The 23,752-nt window shown below is 39.0% G+C and carries 20 protein-coding genes and 1 riboswitch; of the genes, 7 read left to right on the top strand and 13 right to left on the bottom strand.

Annotated elements, in window-relative coordinates:
• Positions 1-72 precede the first annotated feature (72 nt).
• Entirely contained in the window at positions 73-678 is a 606-nt protein-coding gene (locus tag AB3217_RS00665) for an NAD(P)H-binding protein (RefSeq protein ID WP_367365507.1), read from the bottom strand.
• Between the two features lie 103 nt (positions 679-781).
• Between AB3217_RS00665 and AB3217_RS00660 the strand changes: the two genes are divergently transcribed.
• Entirely contained in the window at positions 782-2,074 is a 1,293-nt protein-coding gene (locus AB3217_RS00660) for an aminotransferase class III-fold pyridoxal phosphate-dependent enzyme (RefSeq protein WP_367365506.1), read from the top strand.
• 119 nt (positions 2,075-2,193) lie between these two features.
• A riboswitch (purine riboswitch) is annotated at positions 2,194-2,292 on the top strand.
• Between the two features lie 139 nt (positions 2,293-2,431).
• Entirely contained in the window at positions 2,432-3,760 is a 1,329-nt protein-coding gene (locus AB3217_RS00655; RefSeq protein WP_260274771.1) for a nucleobase:cation symporter-2 family protein, read from the top strand.
• A gap of 71 nt (positions 3,761-3,831) precedes the next feature.
• Here the strand turns inward: AB3217_RS00655 and AB3217_RS00650 are convergent, their stop codons facing one another.
• From AB3217_RS00650 to AB3217_RS00635, 4 genes are all read right to left on the bottom strand, one after another.
• Positions 3,832-4,305 (bottom strand): S-ribosylhomocysteine lyase, encoded by a 474-nt coding sequence (locus tag AB3217_RS00650; protein ID WP_057782956.1) that lies wholly within the window; start codon positions 4,303-4,305, stop codon positions 3,832-3,834.
• A 107-nt stretch (positions 4,306-4,412) separates the two neighbouring features.
• The gene (locus tag AB3217_RS00645) at positions 4,413-5,264 is read right to left on the bottom strand and encodes a MetQ/NlpA family ABC transporter substrate-binding protein (RefSeq protein ID WP_068807139.1); all 852 of its coding nucleotides are present in this window, start codon (positions 5,262-5,264) and stop codon (positions 4,413-4,415) included.
• Positions 5,265-5,364: 100 nt separating this feature from the next.
• The gene (locus AB3217_RS00640) at positions 5,365-6,033 is read right to left on the bottom strand and encodes a methionine ABC transporter permease (protein ID WP_068807136.1); all 669 of its coding nucleotides are present in this window, start codon (positions 6,031-6,033) and stop codon (positions 5,365-5,367) included.
• Entirely contained in the window at positions 6,033-7,100 is a 1,068-nt protein-coding gene (locus AB3217_RS00635) for a methionine ABC transporter ATP-binding protein (RefSeq protein ID WP_068807134.1), read from the bottom strand. Before AB3217_RS00635 ends, AB3217_RS00640 begins: the two co-directional genes overlap by 1 nt.
• A gap of 159 nt (positions 7,101-7,259) precedes the next feature.
• Between AB3217_RS00635 and AB3217_RS00630 the strand changes: the two genes are divergently transcribed.
• From AB3217_RS00630 to AB3217_RS00620, 3 genes are all read left to right on the top strand, one after another.
• Positions 7,260-8,501 (top strand): ISL3 family transposase, encoded by a 1,242-nt coding sequence (locus AB3217_RS00630; RefSeq protein ID WP_063697918.1) that lies wholly within the window; start codon positions 7,260-7,262, stop codon positions 8,499-8,501.
• 481 nt (positions 8,502-8,982) lie between these two features.
• Positions 8,983-9,558, top strand: coding sequence for a DNA-3-methyladenine glycosylase I (locus tag AB3217_RS00625; protein ID WP_057782950.1), 576 nt, complete (start codon positions 8,983-8,985; stop codon positions 9,556-9,558).
• Between the two features lie 27 nt (positions 9,559-9,585).
• Entirely contained in the window at positions 9,586-10,587 is a 1,002-nt protein-coding gene (locus AB3217_RS00620) for an SGNH/GDSL hydrolase family protein (protein ID WP_068808415.1), read from the top strand.
• Positions 10,588-10,619: 32 nt separating this feature from the next.
• Here AB3217_RS00620 and nhaC read toward each other — a convergent pair whose 3' ends face one another.
• Together nhaC and cls are read right to left on the bottom strand one after the other, a co-directional pair.
• The gene (gene nhaC / locus AB3217_RS00615; protein WP_157077628.1) at positions 10,620-12,050 is read right to left on the bottom strand and encodes a Na+/H+ antiporter NhaC; all 1,431 of its coding nucleotides are present in this window, start codon (positions 12,048-12,050) and stop codon (positions 10,620-10,622) included.
• 432 nt (positions 12,051-12,482) lie between these two features.
• Positions 12,483-13,940, bottom strand: coding sequence for a cardiolipin synthase (gene cls / locus AB3217_RS00610; RefSeq protein WP_367365505.1), 1,458 nt, complete (start codon positions 13,938-13,940; stop codon positions 12,483-12,485).
• Between the two features lie 420 nt (positions 13,941-14,360).
• On the opposite strand from cls, the gene AB3217_RS00605 reads away from it, so the two are divergent.
• The gene (locus AB3217_RS00605; protein WP_068808471.1) at positions 14,361-14,825 is read left to right on the top strand and encodes a GNAT family N-acetyltransferase; all 465 of its coding nucleotides are present in this window, start codon (positions 14,361-14,363) and stop codon (positions 14,823-14,825) included.
• Between the two features lie 9 nt (positions 14,826-14,834).
• Here the strand turns inward: AB3217_RS00605 and AB3217_RS00600 are convergent, their stop codons facing one another.
• The 6 genes from AB3217_RS00600 to lepB (AB3217_RS00575) form a co-directional block, all read right to left on the bottom strand.
• Positions 14,835-15,371, bottom strand: a complete 537-nt coding sequence (locus AB3217_RS00600; protein WP_057782940.1) for a hypothetical protein — start codon at positions 15,369-15,371, stop codon at positions 14,835-14,837.
• Between the two features lie 74 nt (positions 15,372-15,445).
• Positions 15,446-15,847, bottom strand: a complete 402-nt coding sequence (locus AB3217_RS00595) for an HIT family protein (protein ID WP_068808423.1) — start codon at positions 15,845-15,847, stop codon at positions 15,446-15,448.
• 106 nt (positions 15,848-15,953) lie between these two features.
• Complete coding sequence (locus tag AB3217_RS00590; protein ID WP_367365504.1) at positions 15,954-19,709, bottom strand: MMPL family transporter; 3,756 nt, start codon at positions 19,707-19,709, stop codon at positions 15,954-15,956.
• A gap of 176 nt (positions 19,710-19,885) precedes the next feature.
• Complete coding sequence (locus AB3217_RS00585) at positions 19,886-21,202, bottom strand: C1 family peptidase (protein ID WP_068808429.1); 1,317 nt, start codon at positions 21,200-21,202, stop codon at positions 19,886-19,888.
• A 137-nt stretch (positions 21,203-21,339) separates the two neighbouring features.
• Positions 21,340-21,945 carry a signal peptidase I gene (gene lepB, locus AB3217_RS00580; protein ID WP_260268033.1) on the bottom strand — a complete coding sequence of 202 codons (606 nt, stop codon included), beginning with the start codon at positions 21,943-21,945 and terminating at the stop codon, positions 21,340-21,342.
• Between the two features lie 123 nt (positions 21,946-22,068).
• A complete protein-coding gene (gene lepB / locus AB3217_RS00575) occupies positions 22,069-22,674 on the bottom strand; it encodes a signal peptidase I (protein ID WP_186806938.1) in 606 nt (201 codons plus the stop codon).
• Positions 22,675-22,885: 211 nt separating this feature from the next.
• On the opposite strand from lepB (AB3217_RS00575), the gene AB3217_RS00570 reads away from it, so the two are divergent.
• Positions 22,886-23,641: an SGNH/GDSL hydrolase family protein gene (locus tag AB3217_RS00570; protein WP_057782932.1), complete on the top strand. Its 756-nt coding sequence runs from the start codon at positions 22,886-22,888 to the stop codon at positions 23,639-23,641.
• Positions 23,642-23,752: the final 111 nt, after the last annotated feature.

The raw sequence follows: 23,752 nt of genomic DNA, 5'->3' as shown, positions 1-23,752 counted from the left end.
AAGAACCTCCTATCAAAAAGATACGCACGTATGTTCGTTTTATTTTTATTATACTTGATTTAACCACATTTTTCAGCCACAAATTCCAATGGATTGATTTTTGTACTGATCACTTTTGACGGTTTCTAAAATTACCTTAGCGACGGCTTTTGCACCCACATCTTTTGCACTGTCCATGGTGGTCCCTTCATCCACAAGCCGATAACTTAGATCAGTTGAATCTAAAACATTTGTCGGACGCAAAATAGTATACGGAATTTCTGATTCGTCGACCAGTTTGCCCGCATACTGTTGCTGTTTTACAAACTCTTCTTGATCGTGCGTCACTGTTTGAATATTTTTAATTGGATATTCGGCATTGACTCCGGCTACGGATCGAAAAATGATTTTCTCTAATTTAATCCGATGAGCTTCAATGGCATCCATCACCGCATCCAAGACGTAATCTACGTCCCAGCCACTCACATTAATAACCAAAATATCTGCAGGTGTCAAATGGGCAGTTAGTTGTTCAGCGTCCTGTAAGTCAACAACTTGAATATTTTGAAAACCTGCTGGAATATTTCCCTCTTCTTCAATGAAGTTAAATTGAAGTTCGTTATTTTTTTCGTCTTGGCAAGCTTCAAAAAATGCCTGCCCAACTCTATCACCAACACCCATAACCAAAAGCTGTTTCATGTCGATTGCTCCTCATTTATGTCGTAACTTCATTATAAAACGAACTCACAAAAATTGCTGTGCTATAATCAATTCAAATTAATGACTATGGGAAGTGTTGTAAGTGACTTTTGAAAAAAATCCAAATCGCCATCGTTTGATCGCACTGGATCATCAATACGTGGCTCCAGCCGGCCGAGTTTCAAAGTTTGATTTAGTGGTGGATCACGCTAAAGACGCTACTGTGTGGGATGCTGATGGCAATAGTTACATTGATTTTTTAGCAAGTGCTTCGGCAGTCAATATCGGTCATGGAAATCCACATGTGGTGGCTGCAATTCAGCAACAGGCTGGCAAACTTGTTCACTATATTTCGGGCTACTTTTATCATGAACCAGCAATCGAACTCGCTAAACGCTTAGCACTCCTAGCACCCGGAAACTCGCCAAAGAAGGTATCGTTTAGCACTTCTGGTTCTGAAGCAGCCGAAGGAATTGTAAAATTTGCCCGCAGTTACACCAAACGTTCCGTTATTTTAACGTTTCAAAATTCATGGCATGGCACAACTTTAGGAGCGGCAAGCCTTTCAGCCATTGATGCCAATATGCATAGAGATATCGGTCCATTAGTGCCAGATATTCACCATTTACCATTCCCGGATCCGCAAAAAAGATTTCCAAACGAAACCTTGGCAGATTTTTCGAAACGATATCTGGACGACCTTCGAGATTTGTTTCAACATGATATTCCTGCCGACCAAATTGCGGCCATTCTGATTGAACCGATTCAAGGTGATGCGGGTATCATCACGCCACCCAATGACTATATGCAAGGTTTGTATCAGCTCTGCCATGATAACGGGATTTTGTTTTGTACAGACGAGATCAATCAAGGATTTGGCAGAAGTGGCAAAATGTGGTCAATTGATCATTTTAACTTAGAGCCTGATCTGATGGCTGTTGGAAAATCACTAGCCTCTGGTATGCCACTTTCAGCTGTCATTGGAAAAGTCCCAATCATGGATAGTCTAGCTTCACCTGCAAATGCCACAACTACTGCAGCCAATCCAATCTGTTGTGCAGCTGGTTTGGCAACTTTAGATGAGGTTGAAAGGCTAAATCTACCTCAACGCTCGCAACAATTGGGGGAGTTCGCCAAAACCCAATTTTTAGAATTGCAACAAGACTTTCCAATTATCAAACAGGTGCGCATGATCGGATTAAATGGCGGTATTGAATTTGAAGCCACTAAATCTGCTTTTGTGACCGCCTTAAGTGAGTACTGTTTTGAACATGGCCTGATCATGATTTCTACTATGGACCACATTTTAAGATTTCAACCGCCTCTAGTAATCACGGAAGAAGAAATCAAAACTGGGATTGCAATTATTCGTGATGGCTTACAAAAACTAGCTTAATTTAACTTAATCAAAGTGTTCAATGAACTTAAATTAAAGTAAAATTGCCGTTTAGATTTAGCCTTTCTTTGAAATTTACCAGTTGTTAATCAAAACACAATATGCTAAACTAGGCACCACAGAATTTAATAGCACTTACCTGTATAATGTCATAATATGGTTGATAAGTTTCTACCCGACACCTTAAATGTTGGACTATGGGCGAATAGTGTTTTAGATAGCTATTTTTTGGCGTATCTTTAACAATAGACGACAGACTTATACAGGTTCACAACAGCAATGTTGTGGCCTGTTTTACTTTCATATTCTCAATTTATACGTTGTAAGTGACAGAAAAGGAGAACTAAATTGAAGTCTATTGAAGCAACTCATGCAAAACCAATTCAAACTATCTCACAGCCCAAAGCGGCCTTACTAGGTTTGCAACACCTCTTAGCCATGTATTCTGGAGATGTTTTAGTCCCGTTGTTAATCGGTGGTTACTTGCATTTTACAGCTTCTCAAATGACCTACTTAGTCTCTATTGATATCTTCATGTGTGGGATTGCCACGCTCTTACAACTAAAAAAAACGGCGCTAACTGGAATCGGCTTACCCGTCGTCCTTGGCTGTGCCGTTCAGGCTGTTCAACCGTTGCAAAATATTGGTGGGGCTCTAGGAATTGGTGCGATGTACGGTGCCATTATGTGTGCAGGCCTGTTTGTTTTCTTAATTAGTGGTCTGTTTTCAAAAATAAAAAATCTCTTTCCGCCCGTTGTTACCGGCTCTTTAATCACCATTATCGGTTTTACCCTAATTCCAGTTGCCTTCCAGAATCTGGGTGGCGGTACGGTTTCTTCCAAATCATTTGGGGATCCCAAGAGTTTAATCATTGGTTTTGTCACCGTCATTATCATTGTCGCCGTCAACATTTGGGGAAAAGGATTTATGCATTCGATTGCAATTCTAATTGGCATTCTTGCCGGTACCTTATTAGCAGGCGCAATGGGCATGGTATCACTTAGTCCCGTGGCCCAGGCCAGCTGGTTTCATTTGCCTCAACCATTTTACTTTGGAACCCCAACTTTTCACGGCTCCGCAATTATTACAATGATTATGGTTTCTTTAACCACAATGATTGAATCCACCGGCGTTTTCTTTGCCCTCGGCGATTTGACAGGTAAAAAAATTGAAGAAGATGATTTAAAGCGGGGCTACCGGGCCGAAGGAATTGCTGCTATGCTTGGCGGACTGTTTAATACTTTCCCATATTCCACATTCTCGGAAAACGTGGGCGTTCTTCAACTTTCCGGAGTAAAAACTCGTAAACCAATCTACTATTCAGCCTTCTTCTTAATTATCTTAGGATTGCTTCCCAAGGCCGGTGCTGTAGCTACAATTATTCCTGATCCTGTTTTAGGAGGCGCCATGATCGTCATGTTTGGAATTGTCGGTGCCCAAGGTGTTAAGATTCTCCAACAGGTTGATTTTTCAAAAGATAAAAATATTTTAATTACCTCCCTGTCAATTGGAATGGGACTCGGAGTTACCGTTTACCCACAAATTTTCCAATTTTTACCAACTGCCGCGCGGATGTTACTCACGAATGGAATCGTTGTTGCCAGCATCGTCGCCGTCGTTTTGAATTTGTTTTTCAATGGTATGCAGGGTGATGAGTCAAAATCTGAAGTTCATAAATCTAATTAGATAGTCAAATAAGTGTAAAAAAGAGGTTGGAAAGAATTTCCAGCCTCTTTTAGTTCGTATTCACTTATATATTAAACAACCTGACGATTGAATGGGTCGCTACTAATTCCCTTTTCGAGAATGGCTTTTGACCACTCTTTGGCTGAGAACAATGAATGATCACGGTAGTTACCGCAACTATACTTGTCAGTACCTTGAACGTCTTTCCATTCGATCTTGTCGGCAATGTCTTCTAATGAGCCCTTCAAAGCCTTAGCAACTTCTTCGGTAGAATGTTCGCCCCATGTAATCAAATGAAAACCTGTCCGGCAACCAAATGGTGAACAATCAATCACGCCGTCTAAACGGTCACGTAACAAACCTGCTAATAAATGTTCGATCGTGTGTAATCCTGCAGTAGGAATCGCATTTTCGTTGGGTTGTACTAACCGTAAATCAAAGTTCGAAATCTTATCGCCCTTTGCACCGCTCTCAACTGTAATCAAACGAACATATGGTGCTTTAACCTTTGTGTGATCCAATGTAAAACTTTCAACTTTTGCCATAATTTAGAAACTTCCTTTCATGTATACACTGTCTATTTTGCATCCGAAAATTATTTTTTTCAAGCGGTTACTTAATAACCGCTGAGATGTCTTGTTAAACTAATTATTTACTTCAAATAAGAAATCGGTTTTTGAACTTCAATTTTAGTGCCGTAATATTTATCTTTGATATAACGCTGAATATCTTTCTTATGATACAGTTTTACCAACTTTTTGTATTGCTTGTTACTCGCATGCTTCTTGGCAGTTGCTAAAATATTAATATTAGCACGCGTACTTTGATCAGCTTTCTCATGAAAAATCGAATCTGAAAGTACATGCAGATGGCCCTCCAAAGCCACTGTATTGGAAATAAGAACTGCATCCACATCCTTTAAAACGCGTGGTCCAGTTGTGTCATCAATTTCTTTGAACTTCAGATTCTTGGGATTACTCTTAATATCACTCACATTACCTAATGAACTAAAATTAGCCTTCAATGTGATTAAACCTGCTGACTGCAACAATAATAAATCGCGTGCCGTGTTAGCGGGATTATTGGCAATGGCAATCGTTGCGCCATCCGGAATCTGGGAAACTTTTTCATACTTTTTCGAGTAAATTCCCATTGGCTCCAAGTAAGTGGTTCCTAAAGCAGATAACTGTTGTTTTTGATGTTGTTTATTATACGCTTCATAGTAAGAATAAGATTGAAACGCATTTACATCAATGTTGCCTTGCGCCGTGCCGTTATTCAGTTGCACACCATCTGTGACCTGCTGTACTTTAATCTTTAAACCTGCCTCTTTAGCATCCTTACTCTTGGCAATATGCTTCCAGATGTCATAATCCGAACCCATTGAACCAACTGTAATCGTTTCTGTTTTAGCTTTAGCCGAGTGGCTTATTTGATGAATCCCAACCACTACAGCGACTAATACCACAATTATCCCTAAAACCCACCAAACACTTTTTCTCATATCTAACTCCCCTTGTCTTTATTATTGTTTATAGTTGCTCAAACCACATTCGTACTAATCCTCCCACACTATCTCTGAACTTCATTTAAGATCGCCTCTTTTAATGCTCTAACCGTTTTGCTAACCAATCCCCAACGAACTGGATAACAAACACCATGACTAAAATAATGATCATTGCGACAATTGTGACGTCATTTTCAAATCGCGCATAACCGATGCTAATTGCAATATCACCTAAACCACCAGACCCAATTGCTCCCGCCATGGTGGTTAGACCAATTAAACTAATGATCGTTAAAATTGAAGCTCGGATAATATCTGGTAACCCTTCACGCAAGTACACACGAAAAATAATTTCGGTGGGACTTGACCCGGAGGCCTGAGCTGCTTCCACCACACCAGGATCAATTTCCGTTAAAGCATTTTGAATCTGTCTGGCATAGAATGGAAAAATTCCAATAATCAAAGGAACCAATGCCGCCGTTGTACCAATTGTGGTACCCACTAAGTACCGAGTAAACGGGGCAATAACAGCCAATAAAATTATGAATGGAATCGATCGCAACAAGTTTACAATCTTATCTAGGAGACCATATATGAAGCTGTCCTCTAGAATTCCCCCTGGCTGACTTGCAATCAGGAAAATACCGGTTGCCAGACCTAATACGCCCGCAATAATGGCTGAAATTAACGTCATGTACACAGTTTCCCATGTGGCTTGAACAAATTCTGTTTGCATATGAATTACATTTGGAAACCAACTTGCCATTAGCTTTGCACCTCACTTTTGGGCACTTCATTAAGTCGTTTTACCCGAACTTGATTTTCTTTCAGAAACTGAATTGCCGTTTCAATATTTTTGCTTTCACCCGTTAAAACTAAAATCATGAATCCTAATGTTTCCTCATGCAGTTGTTCTACATTGGCAAACAAGATATTGCCATCCACATCAAATTGTTTTGCTAAAGTGGAAATAATCGGCTGTTCAGTAGAATGACCAATGAAGTTCAATTGAACCAACTGTTGTTTTTGCGTGAGTAGTTTAAAACTTGGATTTTCCGTCACTTTTTCAACAGCCGGACCCACGTTGGTAGCAATATTGATGAATTCTTGGGTTAACTTCTTTTGCGGCGTTGAGAAAATATCTTCAATGTTGCCCCGTTCCACAATTTTGCCTTTTTGCATGACCGCCACGTGATTACAAATTTCTTTCACTGCCTGCATTTCGTGGGTGATTAAAACAATCGTCAATCCCAAAGTTTGGTTTAGGCGTTTTAATAATTTTAAAATCGACAAGGTTGTTTTTGGATCTAGGGCACTTGTGGCCTCATCACTAATCAAAATATCGGGATTATTTGCTAATGCCCGGGCAATTGCCACTCGTTGTTTTTGACCGCCAGATAACTGACGAGGATAATCATTTTTGCGCTGCTCTAAACCAACCAGCTTTAGTAATTCTGTGGCCCGTTGAATGCGGTCTTTTTTGGATAGCTTTGTCTTCAACAGTGGATATTCAACATTGCCTAAAATTGTTCTGGATTTCATCAGGTTAAAGTGCTGAAAGATCATGCCAATTTTGGTGCGTGCCTGGCGTAATTCAACTGGCTTTAACTTCAGTAAATTTTGGTTATTAATATGCACTTCACCAGATGTTGGTTTCTGTAATAGATTAATCACCCGAACCAATGTGCTTTTCCCAGCGCCTGAATAACCAACAATGCCATAGATGTCACCTTTTTCCACTTGTAAGTCAACGTCCTTAACTGCTTGGACTTGGTTTTCACCATCCTTAAATGCCACCGTAATTTTCTTTAAATCAATAATAGTTTCAGTCATCCAATCACCCTCTTTTTTGCGGGTCTACACTTTCTGGTATTGGTGAATAACTAATACCGGTTTTTTGTCTGTTTTGAAAATCAGAAAAATAAAAAAGGACATCTGTCCTCTTTGTGCTACGATTTAATCGCCAAAACAAATCGAAAAGAGGAAATTCAGATGTCCCTAACTAATTCTATCTTATGCTTATTCGAAATAACAGACCCAAACTTAATTGTCACTGGTATTTCTAAAGAACGGTGTTCCACAAACCAACGTATTCATGTCGTCCATGCAACTTTGTCTTATCAACTTTTAAAGTGCCCACATTGTGGCCATAAAAGCTTAATTAAAAACGGAACTCACATGAGTCACCTGCGTTTAGGAACCTTATCCGGTGGTCGTTACGAAATGCATTTAAAACGTCAAAGATACCAATGTAAAGATTGTTCAAAAACCTGTGGTGCTAAAACTAAGTTGGTTAATCGTAACGAAACTTTCACACATAATATCAAACATCAAGTGATCGTTTTGGCACGCGATATGTTGACGAGTAAAGAAATTGCTAAACTTTGTGGAATTTCGCCAAGCAGTGTTCAACGAATCCTAAATGCCAATATTCACTTAGCCTATCGTGTTAAACATCTCCCAGAGAATCTTTGCTTTGATGAATTTCGTTCCTGTAATCACTGGATGTCCTTTAATTGTTGCGATGCCGTTAGTCATCGCCGAATTGTTACTTTAAAAGATCGGCTAAGTAAAGATATCATTGACTACTTTGAAGCTCGTTTTTCGGTTCAAGAACGTGCCCAAGTTCAATCAGTGACGATTGACATGAATGCTGAATATGGCAGCTTCATTCATCGCTTATTTCCCAATGCGGCCACGATTATCGATCGTTTCCATATTATTCAACTGGCTGGGCGTGCCTTAGATAATGAACGCACGCAGACCATTCGTACTATCCAAGATAAGCATTCACGAATTTATCATATTTTAAAATCTCAATGGCGTTTATTTCATCTTGATGAAATAAAAGTTAATGATTCTAAGGCTGTTTATTTACGCGGAATTAACGAGTATATGACGCAACAAAACGCCATTGATTTAGCTCTAGACGCTTTTCCCAGATTTAGATCTGTGTATCAAACCTATCAAGGTATCTTAAGTGCCATACACCAAAAGGATGCTAATGCGTTCCAATCCTTACTTACTAACTACCAACCCACTAGTAATCAAATGGACATAACGATCAACACGTTTATCAAAAATGGTTCAGCCCTTCTAAACAGTTGTCGTTATCCATTTTCCAACGGTCCAATTGAAGGACTTAATCGTAAAATCAAGGCATTAAAGCGTAACTGTTTTGGTTTTCGAAATATTGACAACTTCTTTATCCGGATTAGTTTAATTCATGAGTAAACAAAAAGCACATTCACCGAAGTGAATGTGCCGTTCAAAATCTCCACCAATACGATTTGACAGAGACCCTTTTTTGCAATAAAAAAAGTTTCCGCCCTATGTCTTAATTAAAAGACTAGGGACGAAAACTTCGTGTTACCACCCATGTTTATGCTCTTCTCACAAACAGCACCTCAACGATACAAACGTAAACTAAACTTATATCTGGGATTATATCGTATCCTCACGTGTTTAAAGCTTGCACCTCAAACATTAGCTCTGAGCTCATCTTCAATCCTGACAATCGATTCCTTTTCACCAATCGGAACTCTCTAAGCAATTGCTGGACTTACTCTTCTCTTCATCGCATTAATATTAATAATGCATTTATTCTATCATCAAATTTTAATAAGTCAAGTTCTTGTGCAAAATGCGATATAATAAAGTTAATTAATCGTTGTCAGATTCCCACCTCACTGGCAACCAGCGGAGGTAACATGAAATGAAACAAACATTAGATGATTTTATCTGCACTTGGGCGAAAACTGGTGGCCCAGAAATTCGCGCCTATCATAAAAATGAATGGTGTCAGCCAGCCCACGATGACCAGTATATTTTTGAAATGATGAGTTTAGAAATTTTTCAAGCCGGGCTGAACTGGGAACTCGTTTTAAAAAAGCGCCCTGCTTTTCAAAAGGCGTTTGCCAACTTTGATTTAAACAAAGTTGCCGCAATGACGGCAGAAGATACTGAAAAACTTCTCCAAGATCCCAACATCATTCGAAATCGTTTAAAAATTCAAGACACAGTTAGCAACGCTAAGGCATTTTTAAAAATTCAAAAGGAATTTGGAAGTTTCGATCATTACATTTGGCAATTTGTCAATAATCGTCAGGTAAATAATCACATCCGCATTCCTGTCGAAATTCATTCTAAAACACCACTCTCCGAGAAAATCGCTAAGGATCTAAAGAAACGTGGCTTCAAGTTTATGGGTCCCACGATCACTTACTCATTTATGCAAGCAATTGGACTAGTAAACGATCATGAAATCAGTTGTATGGATAATCCTGGTTAATTTTAATTACAGAGGAGCTAACAAATTATGACACAGGCAAAATACGTTGAAACCAAGGCTAACGGGCTCTTCTCTGGAGTTTATTTTATGGGTCGTTGGGTACCTAAAACGATTGATAATCAATCCGTGATGTACACCACAAACTTAGGTGCCTCTTTACTAATGATGACTAAAAACACCAATCGGCTTAAGCTTAAGTTTTTAAATACCACACCCACTTCTAAATTTCAGCCCGAAATCGCCATCTTTATTGATGACCAGCCCGAGCTTCGATTGAAGGCCAATGAAGTACATAGCGAACTTCAATTTGAAACAAAAAAGCCCCATCTGATCCGGATTACCTTTGCGGGAAATTCAGATGCAGATGAGGTCTGGTTACATCAGCAAGGCTTAGCAATCAGTTCGATTTCCGTGCCTACTTCCGGAAATCTCATTGCGGTTAAGCCTGCTGGTAGAACAATTGCGTTTGTAGGTGACTCAATTACAGCTGGTTGTTGGGTGTTAAAACGCATCCCTTCTTCTGGCTATGCAGCGGAACAAAACTACGCTGCACAGACTGCCAGATTGCTTAATGCGCAAGATATTCGTATCGCTTATAGTGCAGCTGGTTTGTTGTGCTATGGTACTGGTGGAGTGCCGGTAGCGCCCCGATTTGTGAAATATATCGATTTTGAAACGCCCGCCCCAGCCTATCATCCCAACCAAGTCATCGTGAATATTGGTACAAATGACCGCCGTTTTGAAGCTCTACTCGTCCAAGAACAGTTCTTAAATTTTTTCAAAGAACTTCATGCGCTATTTCCGGACGCTCATTTAAATGTCTTAGTTCCATTTAATCAGAGTTTTGCTAAGGAACTTAAGCAATTGGCCGATCGATTTCCTCAACTAATTTACTTAATTGAAACAAGCGCTTGGCCAATCACTTATACAGATGGCGTGCATCCCGACCTAAACGGCTCTAAGATCATCGCCCAAAACCTTTCGCAAGTCTTACTGCAACATTATGGCAAATCATATTTTGATGTTTAACTAGCTTTAAGATCAGATAATCCTAGTCTTTTTTAGTTCAAACTACTTTCAGAATCAGCAACGAGTTTCTCTTTAGTTGCCGTTTTTTTTTCGTCAGTTGTATGCTTCAATCCAATCCCGGTAAAGCCACTAATGATCGAGAAGATTGGTGACAAGATGCTAAAAAATGCGAAGGGCAGAAAATGGAGGGTCGAAACACCCAATGTATTTGCGGCAAACGCGCCGGCAACCCCCCATGGAATCAAATAATTGATAACTGTTCCGCCATCTTCAAGGACACGGCTCAAGGCAAGGTTAGCTAACCCAGATTGATTGTACGCCTTCTTGAAAGCTTTTCCTGGTAGAATCACTGATAAGTACTGTTCACCAATAAAGATGTTGACCCCAATTCCAGAAAGAATTGTGGCAGTGACCATTTTACCGTCTGAGTTCAAGTGCTTTGTTAAGGGCTCCATCACGGCTTGAATCAAGCCAAACTTCATTAGAAGGCCACCTAACGACAGGGTAAGGATAATTAAGGAAACAGTGCCCATCATGCTACCAATGCCGCCACGAGTCAATAATGCATCAACACTTGCATTCCCCGTTTTAGATACAAACCCGCTTTCAATAATCGTGGCAATTTTGCTTACTTGAGTTTGGGGTTGTTCAATGAATACCATCAACACGGAAACGACAATGTTAATAAATAAAGTTGGAATTGCAGGAATTTTCTTCCAAGCACAGAAGAACATCAAAGCGATTGGAATAATTGCCCAGAAATTAACACTAAAGTGCGCTTGTAAAACTGCCACAGTTTGATCAATCTTTCCCAAATTAGCAGAAGATGTAGCGTGAAAACCAAGTATGGCGTAAAGAATCAATGAGCCTAAAAAGGCAGGAATCGTGGACCACATCAAGTTTTTAATATGATCAAACAAGTCAACACCGACAACGGCAGAAGCTAAGTTTGTGGAATCTGATAGTGGTGAAGACTTATCACCAAAGATTGCGCCGGAAATAATTGCCCCAGCAACTAATGCAGGATTGACACCCATTGTCATACCCATTCCGAAAAAGGCAATTCCAATTGTGGAAATAATGGTGAACGCTGAGCCAATTGAAGTTCCAACCAAGGCACAAACAAAGAATACCGATGGCACAAACCAAGTGACACTAATCATGTGGAATCCTAGAACCATCATTGAAGGAATAATCCCAGCAGCAATCCAAGTACTAATTAATGCGCCGACAAGAATAAAAATAAAAATTGGAATAATTCCGGTTTGAATACCTTCTTTAATGCCATTATCGACATCTGTCCAGGCAAAGTGACGAATCCGCGCCCAAAATGTAACCACGACTAAAACCAATAATACGGGTACTTGTGGCGATAAACCGAACTTAATTACGCCTAATCCCATAATGATTAACATTGCTAACAACACAATAACTGCTTCTTTAAAACTCACTTTATTTTTCATATTGCACCTCATTTTTAGTTTTCTTAAAAATTTTGACCACCTGTAATTTCTAAGGAAGCCTTAATAACGAGGCATTCCTCCGCATGTTCGTTTTTCCATAATTCTGCCGCTCCTTCCAAATTTTAGGGAACAAAAAAGTCCCTGCTGTAATTTATACAACAGGGACGATAAAACCGTGGTACCACCCAAATTGAAAGAATCCCAAAAACAGATTCTCTCCACTCACTAGAAGGTAACGGCTCTAGTTATTATCCGTTCAATTGAAACTGTTTCATGGTATTTCATCTAAATTATCCTGATCGGTTCGCAGCAACCACCGACTTTCTGACACCCAGATAATTAGCTACTTGGTATGAAAGTTAACGTTAAATATTAAGTTGAATGCATCTTACCACGCAAAAAAATTCTCGTCAACTAAAAATTAAAAACAAATTAGAGAATTGGTGATAACAGGCGAGAAAAATATTGCTTGAACTTCAGCCATGCTGATTGTTCGTCATACATTTTCGAGGTTTGTAAAGTTGATTTTCGAATATCCGCTTTAAATATATCTTCTAACTTTTCAGCTACTTTTTCGTCGTACAGGAACGTATTAACTTCAAAGTTTAGTTTAAAACTACGAAAATCCATATTGGCTGAACCGACTGAACTTATTTTTCCGTCCACAACCATCGTTTTTGCATGTAAGAATCCAGCATCATAGTTATAAATCTGAATACCCCATTTAGCACATTGTCGTGCATAGTACTGAGTTGCACGGTAAACAAAGGCATGGTCTGGCATGTGAGGAATCATAATCCGCACATCAATTCCTGATAGTGCCGCTACTCGTAAAGCATCCAACACACTATCATCCGGAATTAAATAGGGGGTCTGCATCCAAATTGAACGATGAGCTGAATAAATCAACTTCAAATAGCCCAGTTTAATGGTTTCTGTATCCGAATCCGGGCCACTCGCGACCACCTGCAAACTGGTATTACCATTAACCTTGGCCACAGGGAAATAGGTTGAACCGGGATCAAATACTTTATCAATTGAGTGCTCAGGTTCAGTGGCATTCCAATCACGAATAAAACGAGCCTGTAAACCATATACACCAGAGCCAGCGATCCGCATATGCGTATCACGCCAATACCCAAATTTTTTCTTTCGACCTAAATATTGATCGCCAATATTGAACCCACCTGTATACCCAACTTGACCATCAATAACCACAATTTTTCTATGGTCTCTGAAGTTTAAACGAAAGTCGGTGACTGGTGAATGAGTCCCCAAGAATGGTGAAGCATGCCCACCAAGTTCACGAAGATGATCAAAAAATTTAGTCTTGGTACCCATTGATCCCCAAGAATCCCAGATAACACGCACATCAACGCCTTCAGCAGCCTTCTTTTCCAATAGATGGAGTACATCATGGCCAATTTCATCAGCATAAAATGTGTAAAATTCAATATGAATATGCTTTTTTGCATGTTCAATATCTTGGAACATCTCATGAAATAATTCTTTACCATCCGTAATTAGTTTTACCCGATTTCGGTGACTCAAAAAGGCGGAATCTGCATTCATAAACATAGTTGCCATCCCGCTTGCATCTTCAACAACCTTGTCAGCCGCTGTATGATCACTATTTAATTCTTGTGTTTGTCGAGCTAAAACTCGTTGTAATTCAATTTTAGTTTCTTTTCTCAATTGAAACATTTTACCTTTAGGCAGTTTTCGTCCTGCAAACGCATAAAAGATGAAACCGACAACGGGAAGAAAAAAGAGGACAAGTAACCAAGCCCACGTTGCAGCAATATCTCGTTTTTCACGAAAAACAGTCACAATAGCAGCTAGTGAGTTCAGTGCAACAATAATTTCTATGATAATATGTACCCAGTTCATAATTATCCCCCGATAGCTAATATACTACTAATTTTTATAATAAATGCACACTTTATGCACTAACGTTTCGACAAATAGTAACAAAATAAGCAGCATCCAGTGTCATGTGTTTATTCTACCCTTACATAGGCATATTTAAAACCGGTTTTGGTTTTTTGCAAAAAAATTGGTTTAAAAAGATCATCTCTTTTCCAAACCAGTTTGGTGTTTCTAAATTTTGGGTACAAAAAAACCGTTGTCGCGGCAACGGAAAATAAGTAACATGACCATATACATGATCATCCATTCACTTTATGGGGGGAGTAAATGAAAAAGTTATTTATATGATTAATAATATTCACAAATTGTGAATATTTTGTGAAGACAATATTGCAGTTAAATTACATTTTTAAAATTAAATTTAAAAAGGAAAAGTACGCGATGACACAAACTAACAAAGTCCAAATATTACCCGCCAAAGCAGAAGATACTTTGCAGTTAGCCCAGGTGTATCTGCATTCACGACAAGAAACCTTTCCGTGGGTCAAACATCCCACCCATTCTGACTTTGAACGTGATTCAAAAGGTGAATTAACCTTAAAGGCTGTTTTAAATGACAAAATTGTGGGCTTCATTAGTTTTTATGAACAGGATAATTTTGTTCATCTTTTATTTATTGACCCTGAATATATGCATTTAGGAATTGGCCGCCAGTTAATTGACCATGTCCGCCAACTAGCAACTGCCCCAGTTATTTTAAAATGCGTACGTAAAAATACCAACGCACTTGCTTTTTATAAAGCACAAGGGTTTAAAATCATTGGTAAATCCTCGTGGGAGTCACCGGCTTACTTCACCCTTCAAGATACAAGAAAAGAAGATTATCCGCATTTTAAATTGCGATAATCTTCTTTTTTACTTTCTAACTTGAACTAACACACCGTTGACACTATCGCTATCAACAGTCCGGGCTGCATTAAAGCCATGAAAAATGAGTCCCTTATACTTTTTGGCCAACCCCTTTTTTAACTTAAATTGATAAGTAGCAGGAATCCCAGAAAGTTTCATTTTTAAAGTTACAATTGTCTGTTTTTGTTTATTTACTTTAAGTTTATAAGTTCCTTTACCAAATTTATTAAGACCCTTAGCTTTTTTAGCTGCTGAATAGGAAGAATAGTACTTTTTTACGTTATAAGCTTCAACAGTTCCTTTTTTTGAAAACACAAACGCCTCTATTCCAGAATTGGACTTGGCCTTTACTGATTTAGAAAAATACCATAACCCACTATTATTCCGAATTTGTTTGCTGGCGGACACTTTAGAAACTTTTGGTGCGCTGGATTTGATGGATCTTCCCGAATCAGTTCCAGATTGCGCACAACCCGTTAATACCAAGCTTAATCCTAAAACTGATATTCCAATAAAAATAGCTAATCTTTTAAATCTTTTCATCGCGCTCACCCCATTTTGCTTGCGTCATTTGCTAACTAAATTATACGTCGTTTTGTTGTTTCTCGCTATCAAAACTATTTAAGATCCTTGAACTCTGGTCGCGACTTGGGTACCAAAAACTGACCAGGAATTGCGCCAACCCATTTAGTTACTTTATTCCAATAACGCGGGATTAGATGAATATGACAGTGAAAAACGCTTTGACCGGCCGCAGCACCAGAGTTAATTGTGACATTATACCCATCAGGCTCAAATTTGGCGTCTAACAGTTTTTTTGCATCTGCGATCATTTGTACTAGTTCGGCTTTTTCTGCGTCCGTAACGTCCCAAACTTGCGTTACATGCCGTTTAGGGATAATAAGTAAGTGTCCCTTGCTAACTGGATGAATATCCCAGAACGCAATCACGAGTTTGTTTTCAAGTACATAATCTGATGGTTGTTTTTGACAGAATACACAGTTTGGATCAAAGTCCATGATCTCGCCTCCTCGAAAATAGTTATATAACTCCATTGTACGCTCTATACAAAAAAGAGAAGTGACAATTTAAAATCATCACTTCTCCTTTGTAGAAAACTACAAGTTAATGTTTATTCTTATTCTTCTTTTTCCCAAATGAAATTCCTTCGTACGTTAACTTAATCAAGGCTGGTAAGAGTACTGGGATGATAATGATTAAAATAATCAACCCAATAATAACTACCAAGGCAACTTGAATTAACGTCAACACTCCAGATGGAATCATCGCGGCAAAGGTTCCGCTCAAGATAATCATGGCTGAAAGGACAACAGCACCAATGACTCCTGAAGCTTCTAAGATCCTTGCGCTTGGTTTCAAACTCTTGTTGGAATCACGATACCTCATCATTAAGAAGATACTGTAATCCACACCTAACGCGATAATCATGATGAAACCAAAGAATGGTGTGTTCCAAGTCAACATAGATTGTCCCAAGAACATATTACTGATTGCCTTAGTAATTCCTAAGGAACTGTAATAAGCCAACAACAACGTGCCGATAATATAAAATGGCATCAAGATTGAACGGGTAACAAACATTAAAGCAATTAAAATTCCCACAATCATAATGGCCGCAGTACGAGTAAAGTCGTTTCCGGCAACCTTATTAATATCTGCAGTTTGTGAGGTTTGACCACCCATTGCAACTGTTGCATCCTTCAGCGAAGTTCCACGAAGATCATCCTTTACCTGCTTCTGAATAGCTTTAGACTTCTTCATCGAAGCAGCTGAATTAGGATTTGAATCAAGGACAATTGTTAACTTGGTTGCTTTCCGATCTTCAGAGTAGTAAGTCTTCAAAACGGGTTTAAATGACTTGCCATGAATTTGCTTTGCAGGAATATAGAAGGTCTTACCTACCGCAGAATTCCCCATACCGTTTAAGTAACTATTTGCAGTTGTCATCCCAGAACCAATCGTTTTAGTTCCTTTTGCGGCTGTCTTCAAACCGGATTGAAGCGTAGTTACTTTTCCGGATAAGCCTTTCAAAGTACTGTACATTTGCTTTTGACCAGAAACTTCCTGATCAAGACCACTTGTCATAGCAGGCGTTGAACTTGCCAAAGTACTTGCACCACTTGAAAGCTGGTTAAGTCTACTTGTTAACGTGCCTAAACCACTAGTAAGAGTTCCTACTCCGCTAGTTAGTTCACTACTCTTGCTTGCTAATGTGGAAGCACCACTTGAAGCAAGTTGAACCTTGCTAGCATACGTATTAATCCCACTATTCAGCTGAGAAACACCGTTAACTAAAGCAGAATTCTTATTGACCTGCGTGTTAAGTTGCTCAACACCAGCCGTAAACTGTTTCAGTTTTGAAATGCTACCAGAAGCACTCTGTAATTGTGTTCCCAATGAACTCAACTCTTTAAGCTGTGATTCACTAATGTTTGTTGAATTCATCAATGTATTTGCTTTCTTCATCACTGTTTCAAGCTGTTTCAGCTCAGTGAGTGTGTTGGAATCAATATTGACTGCATCCAATTCTTTTTCAAGACTTGCGACCTGTGTCTTGACGCTTGAAAGCCCACTTAATGTTTCACCGGTAGTCTTAATCGTTTGTGCTGAAGCGCCCGCTGTCTTAGCACCCGCTGTAATTTGTGATTCAGCTGTAGCTAATTTTTGTTTGTCAGCAGATGACAGTGTACTTTGATCAATACCAGCCAATGTTTTAAGAGCGGCTGTATTAGAAGCCGCAGCTTGTGCAGAATCTGTTGCAGCTGAAGTTAACGCAGTAGAAACTTTGTCTAAACTAGCAAATGAACTATTAACTGAAGCTAAGTTTTTCTTAGCCGATTCCAACTCAGTCAATAATGGTGCCAATTGTTCAAGACTATTAATTGCGTTTTGTGATTGAGCCAACTCTGCCTTTAAAGCATTTAATTCTTTCACCTTGCTACTCAAACCAGAGAATTCACTCATTGCTGCATTTCCAGCACTTAATGATTGCTGGAGCGTATCCAATTGTGAATCAATCTGGACTGCTGCACTATTCAGTGTAGAAACTCCAGTTGACAGTTTTTGAGCTGAATTCAGCAAGCTTTGTGAACCACTGGTTAAGTCTCCAGACCTATTACCAAGTTGGCTTAGACCAGAACTTAAAGTGTCAACACCACCAGCATATTGGTTCAAACCGCTAACTAAAGGTTCCATTTGGGTTCCCATTGACGAAACTCCAGAAGAAATTTTGGAAGCCCCACTTGAAAGTTGGTTAGCACCACTTGTAATCTTCAAGGAACCATTACGCAAAACTTCAGTTCCATCAATTAATTTTTGAACACTATTCAAACCACTACTCATATTGGTTGCGGCTAACTGATCAGACGCACTAGTTAGACCTTTACCAATTGTATTCAAGCCTGTGTGAGCTTTATCAATCCCAGTTGTAACTGTTTTGACTTGGCCCTTCACATACAATTTACCAATCTCAGAACCACCAGGTTGGGTAGCAGAAGCGACCGTTTTAATGCCTTTTTCTTTTTGAAGTTGTTTGGTAATTTGATCAACTAACTTCAAAGTTTTTTCATTATCCAAACGTTTGTTAGAGCGAATATATAGTGTGGATGGTTCAGCAGTTCCTGCTGAGAAATGATCCTTAACTACATTGAATCCAACCTTTTCAGGTAATGTATCACTCAATTCATCTAAATCATCATAATTTAAAGTTCCTGAACCAGTTATCACAAAAGGCACAGTTAAAAGTAACACTAATGCCAAAGCAATTAGTGGATGCAAAATTGAAGAATTCGCTAAAGCATGCCACATCTTGCTTTGTGAATGACCATCAAATTTCTTAGATGGCCAAAACATCTTTTTGCCCAATACGTGCATGAAAAATGGGTTCAAGGTTAATAAAACAACAATTAAAACAGCGACACCTAAAGCAACGCCCACTGCTGATTTATAGATCGAAAACTTAGCTAAACCAAGTGCTAGGAAACCAATAAATACAGAAGAACCACTGTATAAAATGGTGCGCCCGGCCGTTCGAATGGCCTTTTTACTAGCCGTATGCCGATCTTCACCCTTACTTAACTGCTCTTTAAATTGATCATACAGCAAAATATTATAGTCAGTTCCAATTCCGAATAAGACCACCACAATAAAGACCTGGGTAAAGTTTGAGAATGGGAAGTTAGCTCGTGAAACTAAGTTCGTCACAATCGAAAGCGTTGTGATAAACGACACACCCACTGTAAAAACGGAAATTAATGGGACGATTGGTGATCGGAAAACTAAAATTAAGACAATAAAAATGAAAATTGCCGCAATAATCTCAGTTTTCTTAACCCCTTCTTGGGTAGCTTCCGAGAACTTTTCATTCAGAATGTCACCACCGGTAATGTAAGATTTCACATTAGGGGTTTTAACGGCTTTGGTTAGTTCTCGATCAATGGTTTTATAAGAACCATGATCCTTTGAAACCAACACTTGAACAAGTTCTGTTGTCTTGTCTTTTGAAATTAATTGTTTACGGGTTTCCGCATTATCCGATGCAGCCGTAATATCCTTAATTCCCAATTTCTTCTTGTTATCGCGCAGATAATTAATGGTACTATTGATATTCTCTTTTTGATCTGCGGTTAATTTTTTGTTGCCATTATTAAAAATAGCAACTACTTGCGTCGTATTCCCTTGTCCATAGCCCCATTTGGACTGAATTCGATTTGCAATTTGGCTTTGTGCAGCACTAGGTATCTTGGTATCACCATGAGATCTTACTAATTGATCAATATTAGGTAAACTAAAAATACTAATTAAAATTATGCCAATCCAAACAATTAGCGCAATCCCATGATTTTTCACAAGCTTTTGCATGTTTATCTCCTTTCAATGTCCAGTTTAATATACAAGAGGATATTATAAGCGTTCCGAAAATAAATGTAAACAATTTTCTTTTATTTTCATTTAATCTTTTCACGGTAGACTATTTCCTATTTTGCCAAAATAAAAAGACCAGGCTTTTTACACCGGTCTTCGCGAATTTCTTTTAATTACATCATTGGATCCCAAACTGGTAACGGCTCTGGTTTCGAATCAGCGATCTTTAACTGATCAGCCGTTAAATATTTGCGATGGACCACAACTTGATAGACATAGTTCTCAAACCAGTCATCGGTCATGGCAAAGTATCCCTTATCGCCGTTCTTTTCGCCCCAACTATTTTCGACTTTCCACTTTGTGACGTCATCATCGACCACATCGACACCAGTAATCGTCATGGCATGTGAAACAGCTGCTTGTCCGTACTGCAAACGTTCTGCCTTACTCATGCTTAAATCAACGTCGAACAGCGCGTCGGTTTGATAAAGTTTACTATCTAATAAACCGTCTTTGCGATCCATCTGTTCCAAAACATCATTGCCAAACCAGACGGTCTCGCCATCCTTAAGTTGAGCAACGGCCGCTTTTCGTATGACATCCATTTCGACATTTAAAAGCGTAATGGGTTTTCCACCCACGATATTATCTTCAGCTGGTAAACTATATAACTTATTAAATGGTTTATCAGGTGAGTTGCTAACAACCACATAATCGTCCAAATCAACGTCAACGTATTTATCAAAGAATTCTTTTGGTGTGACGTTGGCTTCTCGGTGATAATTCTTTTTGTCATCACGATATTCAAAATCAAACTTTACAGGTGGTTCGCCAACTGCGATGGCTGTCATGCGATAAACTTCACCCAACAATTGATCTCGTTTGGCGTTCAATTGACCTTCAGAAGCACCACTATTTGTTAATTCCCGTAATTCAATAGCATCTTTACGTAACTTGTTATTTAAAGCACCCCCGAAACCGGTCGTATCATTTGTATTAAAAGTTTCAGGCATCACAGATGAAGGAACAACCCCGTACTTTTGAACTAATCCGGCCGCCATTGCCCACTGACCGCCGTCACCACCAGGTCCTTCTAAGTAAAATTCAACTTCACGATCATTCGCTGGTTTGTCAGCAGTGCGAATAATATTTTCGTAAAAAATGTTGGCTCGTTCAATCTTATCCCAGAAATAAGAATAAGCTTGAGATAATTCAAAATCTTTGACGTTATATTTATCAGCAACTTGATGCCGAAGGGTATTCAATAACGCAAATAACCAACAACGACCACTATGTAGCTGGTTGGAAACTTTACCAGTATCAATTTCAACGGAGAAAGTGTGATCTAAGCGTACTTTAGCGGCAATATCTTCACTGGCATTTAAAACACCGTTTTTTGTAGCTGCCCGTTGGACAACAGCATTGCGGTTATCCTCATTAAAAACTTTTCGAAACTTAGCAACGTTTTCTTGTGAAACTTCTTTTCCCATGTGGCACCTCCAAAATTAAACATAAAATTAAGAATAAACTAATCATATTTTAATACTTTTACCATAAATAGCAAATTTTTCCTAAAAAAAGTGTTGAATCGGAATTTATCCCTTTTCAACACTAATTTGTTAATTAACTAATAATCACTCGTTCGATCATTGACATTCTTTTTAGCAGCGGTGCTACCCCAGAATGGAACCTTAACAACTCCCACAACCTCGCTTTTCTTCACAAACCCCCAATAACGACTATCGTAAGAAACGGTTCGGTGATCACCTAACACAAAGTACTCGCCAGCTGGCACTTTCTCAGGCTTATTTCCCCAGCCACGGGCTTTCGCCACAGAAGCCAAGTTCCAATCTTTCGCTTCTGCTCCAATTTCTGTTCCTGTCGTTCGCTCGTTTGCACTGATGAATTTCTGGGGCACTAACTTGTTGTTTACGTACAAATTGCCATTTTTATATGAAATCTTATCGCCTGGCATCCCAATAACTCGCTTTACATAATCCGTCCCTGGAGTGGCCTGGGGATCCGCACCATAGGCATCAAAAACAATGACACTCAGATGTTTAATCTTTTCTTGTTTTAAAGCAAAAGCGCGTTCATTATTAACCAGATTGGGTTCCATCGATGAGCCATCAACCCGCACGATTTCAAACAGATAGCTACGAACTAATAAAGCAATTGCTAAACCAATTAGAATCGGCACTATCCAACTTAAAATACTTTTTATAATTTTCATGGAAACTCCTCAATTAACTTATTATTTTCTATTTTAGTGCAGACTCCGCAAATAGCAAATTTCTCCAGAAAAAAAGTGTTAAATCGGAATTTATCCGTTTTCAACACTAATTTGTTTAGTTGATTAATAATCACTCGTTCGGTCATTGACGTTCTTTTTAGCAGCGGTACTACCCCAGAATGGGACCTTAACGACTCCCATAACCTCACTCTTCTTCACAAAACCCCAATAACGACTATCGTTAGACACAGTTCGGTGATCACCTAACACAAAGTACTCACCAGCTGGCACCTTTTCGGGCTTATTCCCCCAGCCACGGGCTTTCGCCACAGAAGCTAAGTTCCAATCTGTCGCTTCTGCTCCAATTTCTGTTCCTGTCGTTCGTTCGTGCGCACTGATGAATTTCTGAGGTACTAACTTGTTATTTACGTACAAATTGCCATTTTTATATGAAATCTTATCACCTGGCATCCCAATAACTCGCTTCACATACTCCGTCCCTGGAGTGGCTTGGGGATCAGCACCATAGGCATCAAAAACAATGACACTCAGATGTTTAATCTTTTCTTGTTTTAAAACAAAAACGCGTTCATTATTAACCAGATTGGGTTCCATTGACGTGCCATCAACCCGTACGATTTCAAACAGATAGCTACGAACTAATAAAGCAATTGCTAACCCAATTAGAATCGGTACTACCCAACTTAGAATACTTTTTATAGTTTTCATGGAAACTCCTCAATTAACTTATTTATTTTCTATTTTAGTGCAAACTCTGCCAAAAATCTCGTTCAAAGTTTAAACTGATATAAATTCTTCATAATTTGATAGTCAAAATCCAAATTGACAACTTTACAAGGGTTCATTTTCATCCCTTATTTCCTCATAAAACTCATCTCAGCTTTTTATTCCGTGCTACAATAATTCTGAGGTGATTCACATGAAAAAATTCCTATTAAATACTGGTATATTGGCAGCGACTGCCGTTGGGATTCACAAAATTCCCCGTCCGTTAAAAGCAATCATGTTGGGCAATTTGCCTGCTTATCTTCCTTCAACAGAAGTTTTGAACCCCAGTTCCAAATTATATGGTAAACGTATTGCCTTTTTAGGTTCGTCAATTACCTATGGCGCAGCTGCAAAAGGCAAGTCTTTTGTAGAGTACTTGCAAACAAAAGACGGTATTATTCCTACTAAATCAGCCATCAGTGGCACCACTTTAGCAGGACTCGAACCAAAGACGTATTCAAGTCGCCTTCGAACCGATTTTGATGATCAAGCTAATTATGATCTCTTTGTTTGTCAGCTCTCTACAAATGATAGCCGGGCTAATAAAGACCTAGGCCAAATTACTCCAGATGTGCAAACTGACGGTTTTGATCGTGAGACAACCCTTGGCGCCATGGAAGATATTTTAGCTTACGTTCAAGCCCATTTTCGCTGTCCTGTTGTTTTCTACACTTGCATGCGTAAGCCAGATCAAGATTATGCAAGTTTGATCAGTCAGTTATACCAACTACAGAAAAAGTGGCATTTCGCCATCATCGATCTCTGGGCAGATCCTGTCCTCCATAATTTGATTAAAACTAGTCCCTATTTTATGGCTGACGATGCCCACCCTACCCAAATGGGTTACAAGCAAGTTTGGACACCAATTTTTGAAGTTCAATTAACTAAATTTTTAACTAATAACTAGGTAATTAAACATAAAAAAGGGGAAAAGCAGTTAGATTCTGAGCAGAACTTGCTTCTTTTCACTTTTTAGAAATAATATCCGGAAAATATAACGAGATTAAGCAGAAAAATC

This window comes from Pediococcus parvulus (assembly GCF_964063155.1).
Lineage (GTDB): Bacteria > Bacillota > Bacilli > Lactobacillales > Lactobacillaceae > Pediococcus > Pediococcus parvulus.
The sequence above is the reverse complement of the archived record's forward strand: the minus strand, read 5'-3'. Positions and strand labels throughout refer to the sequence as shown.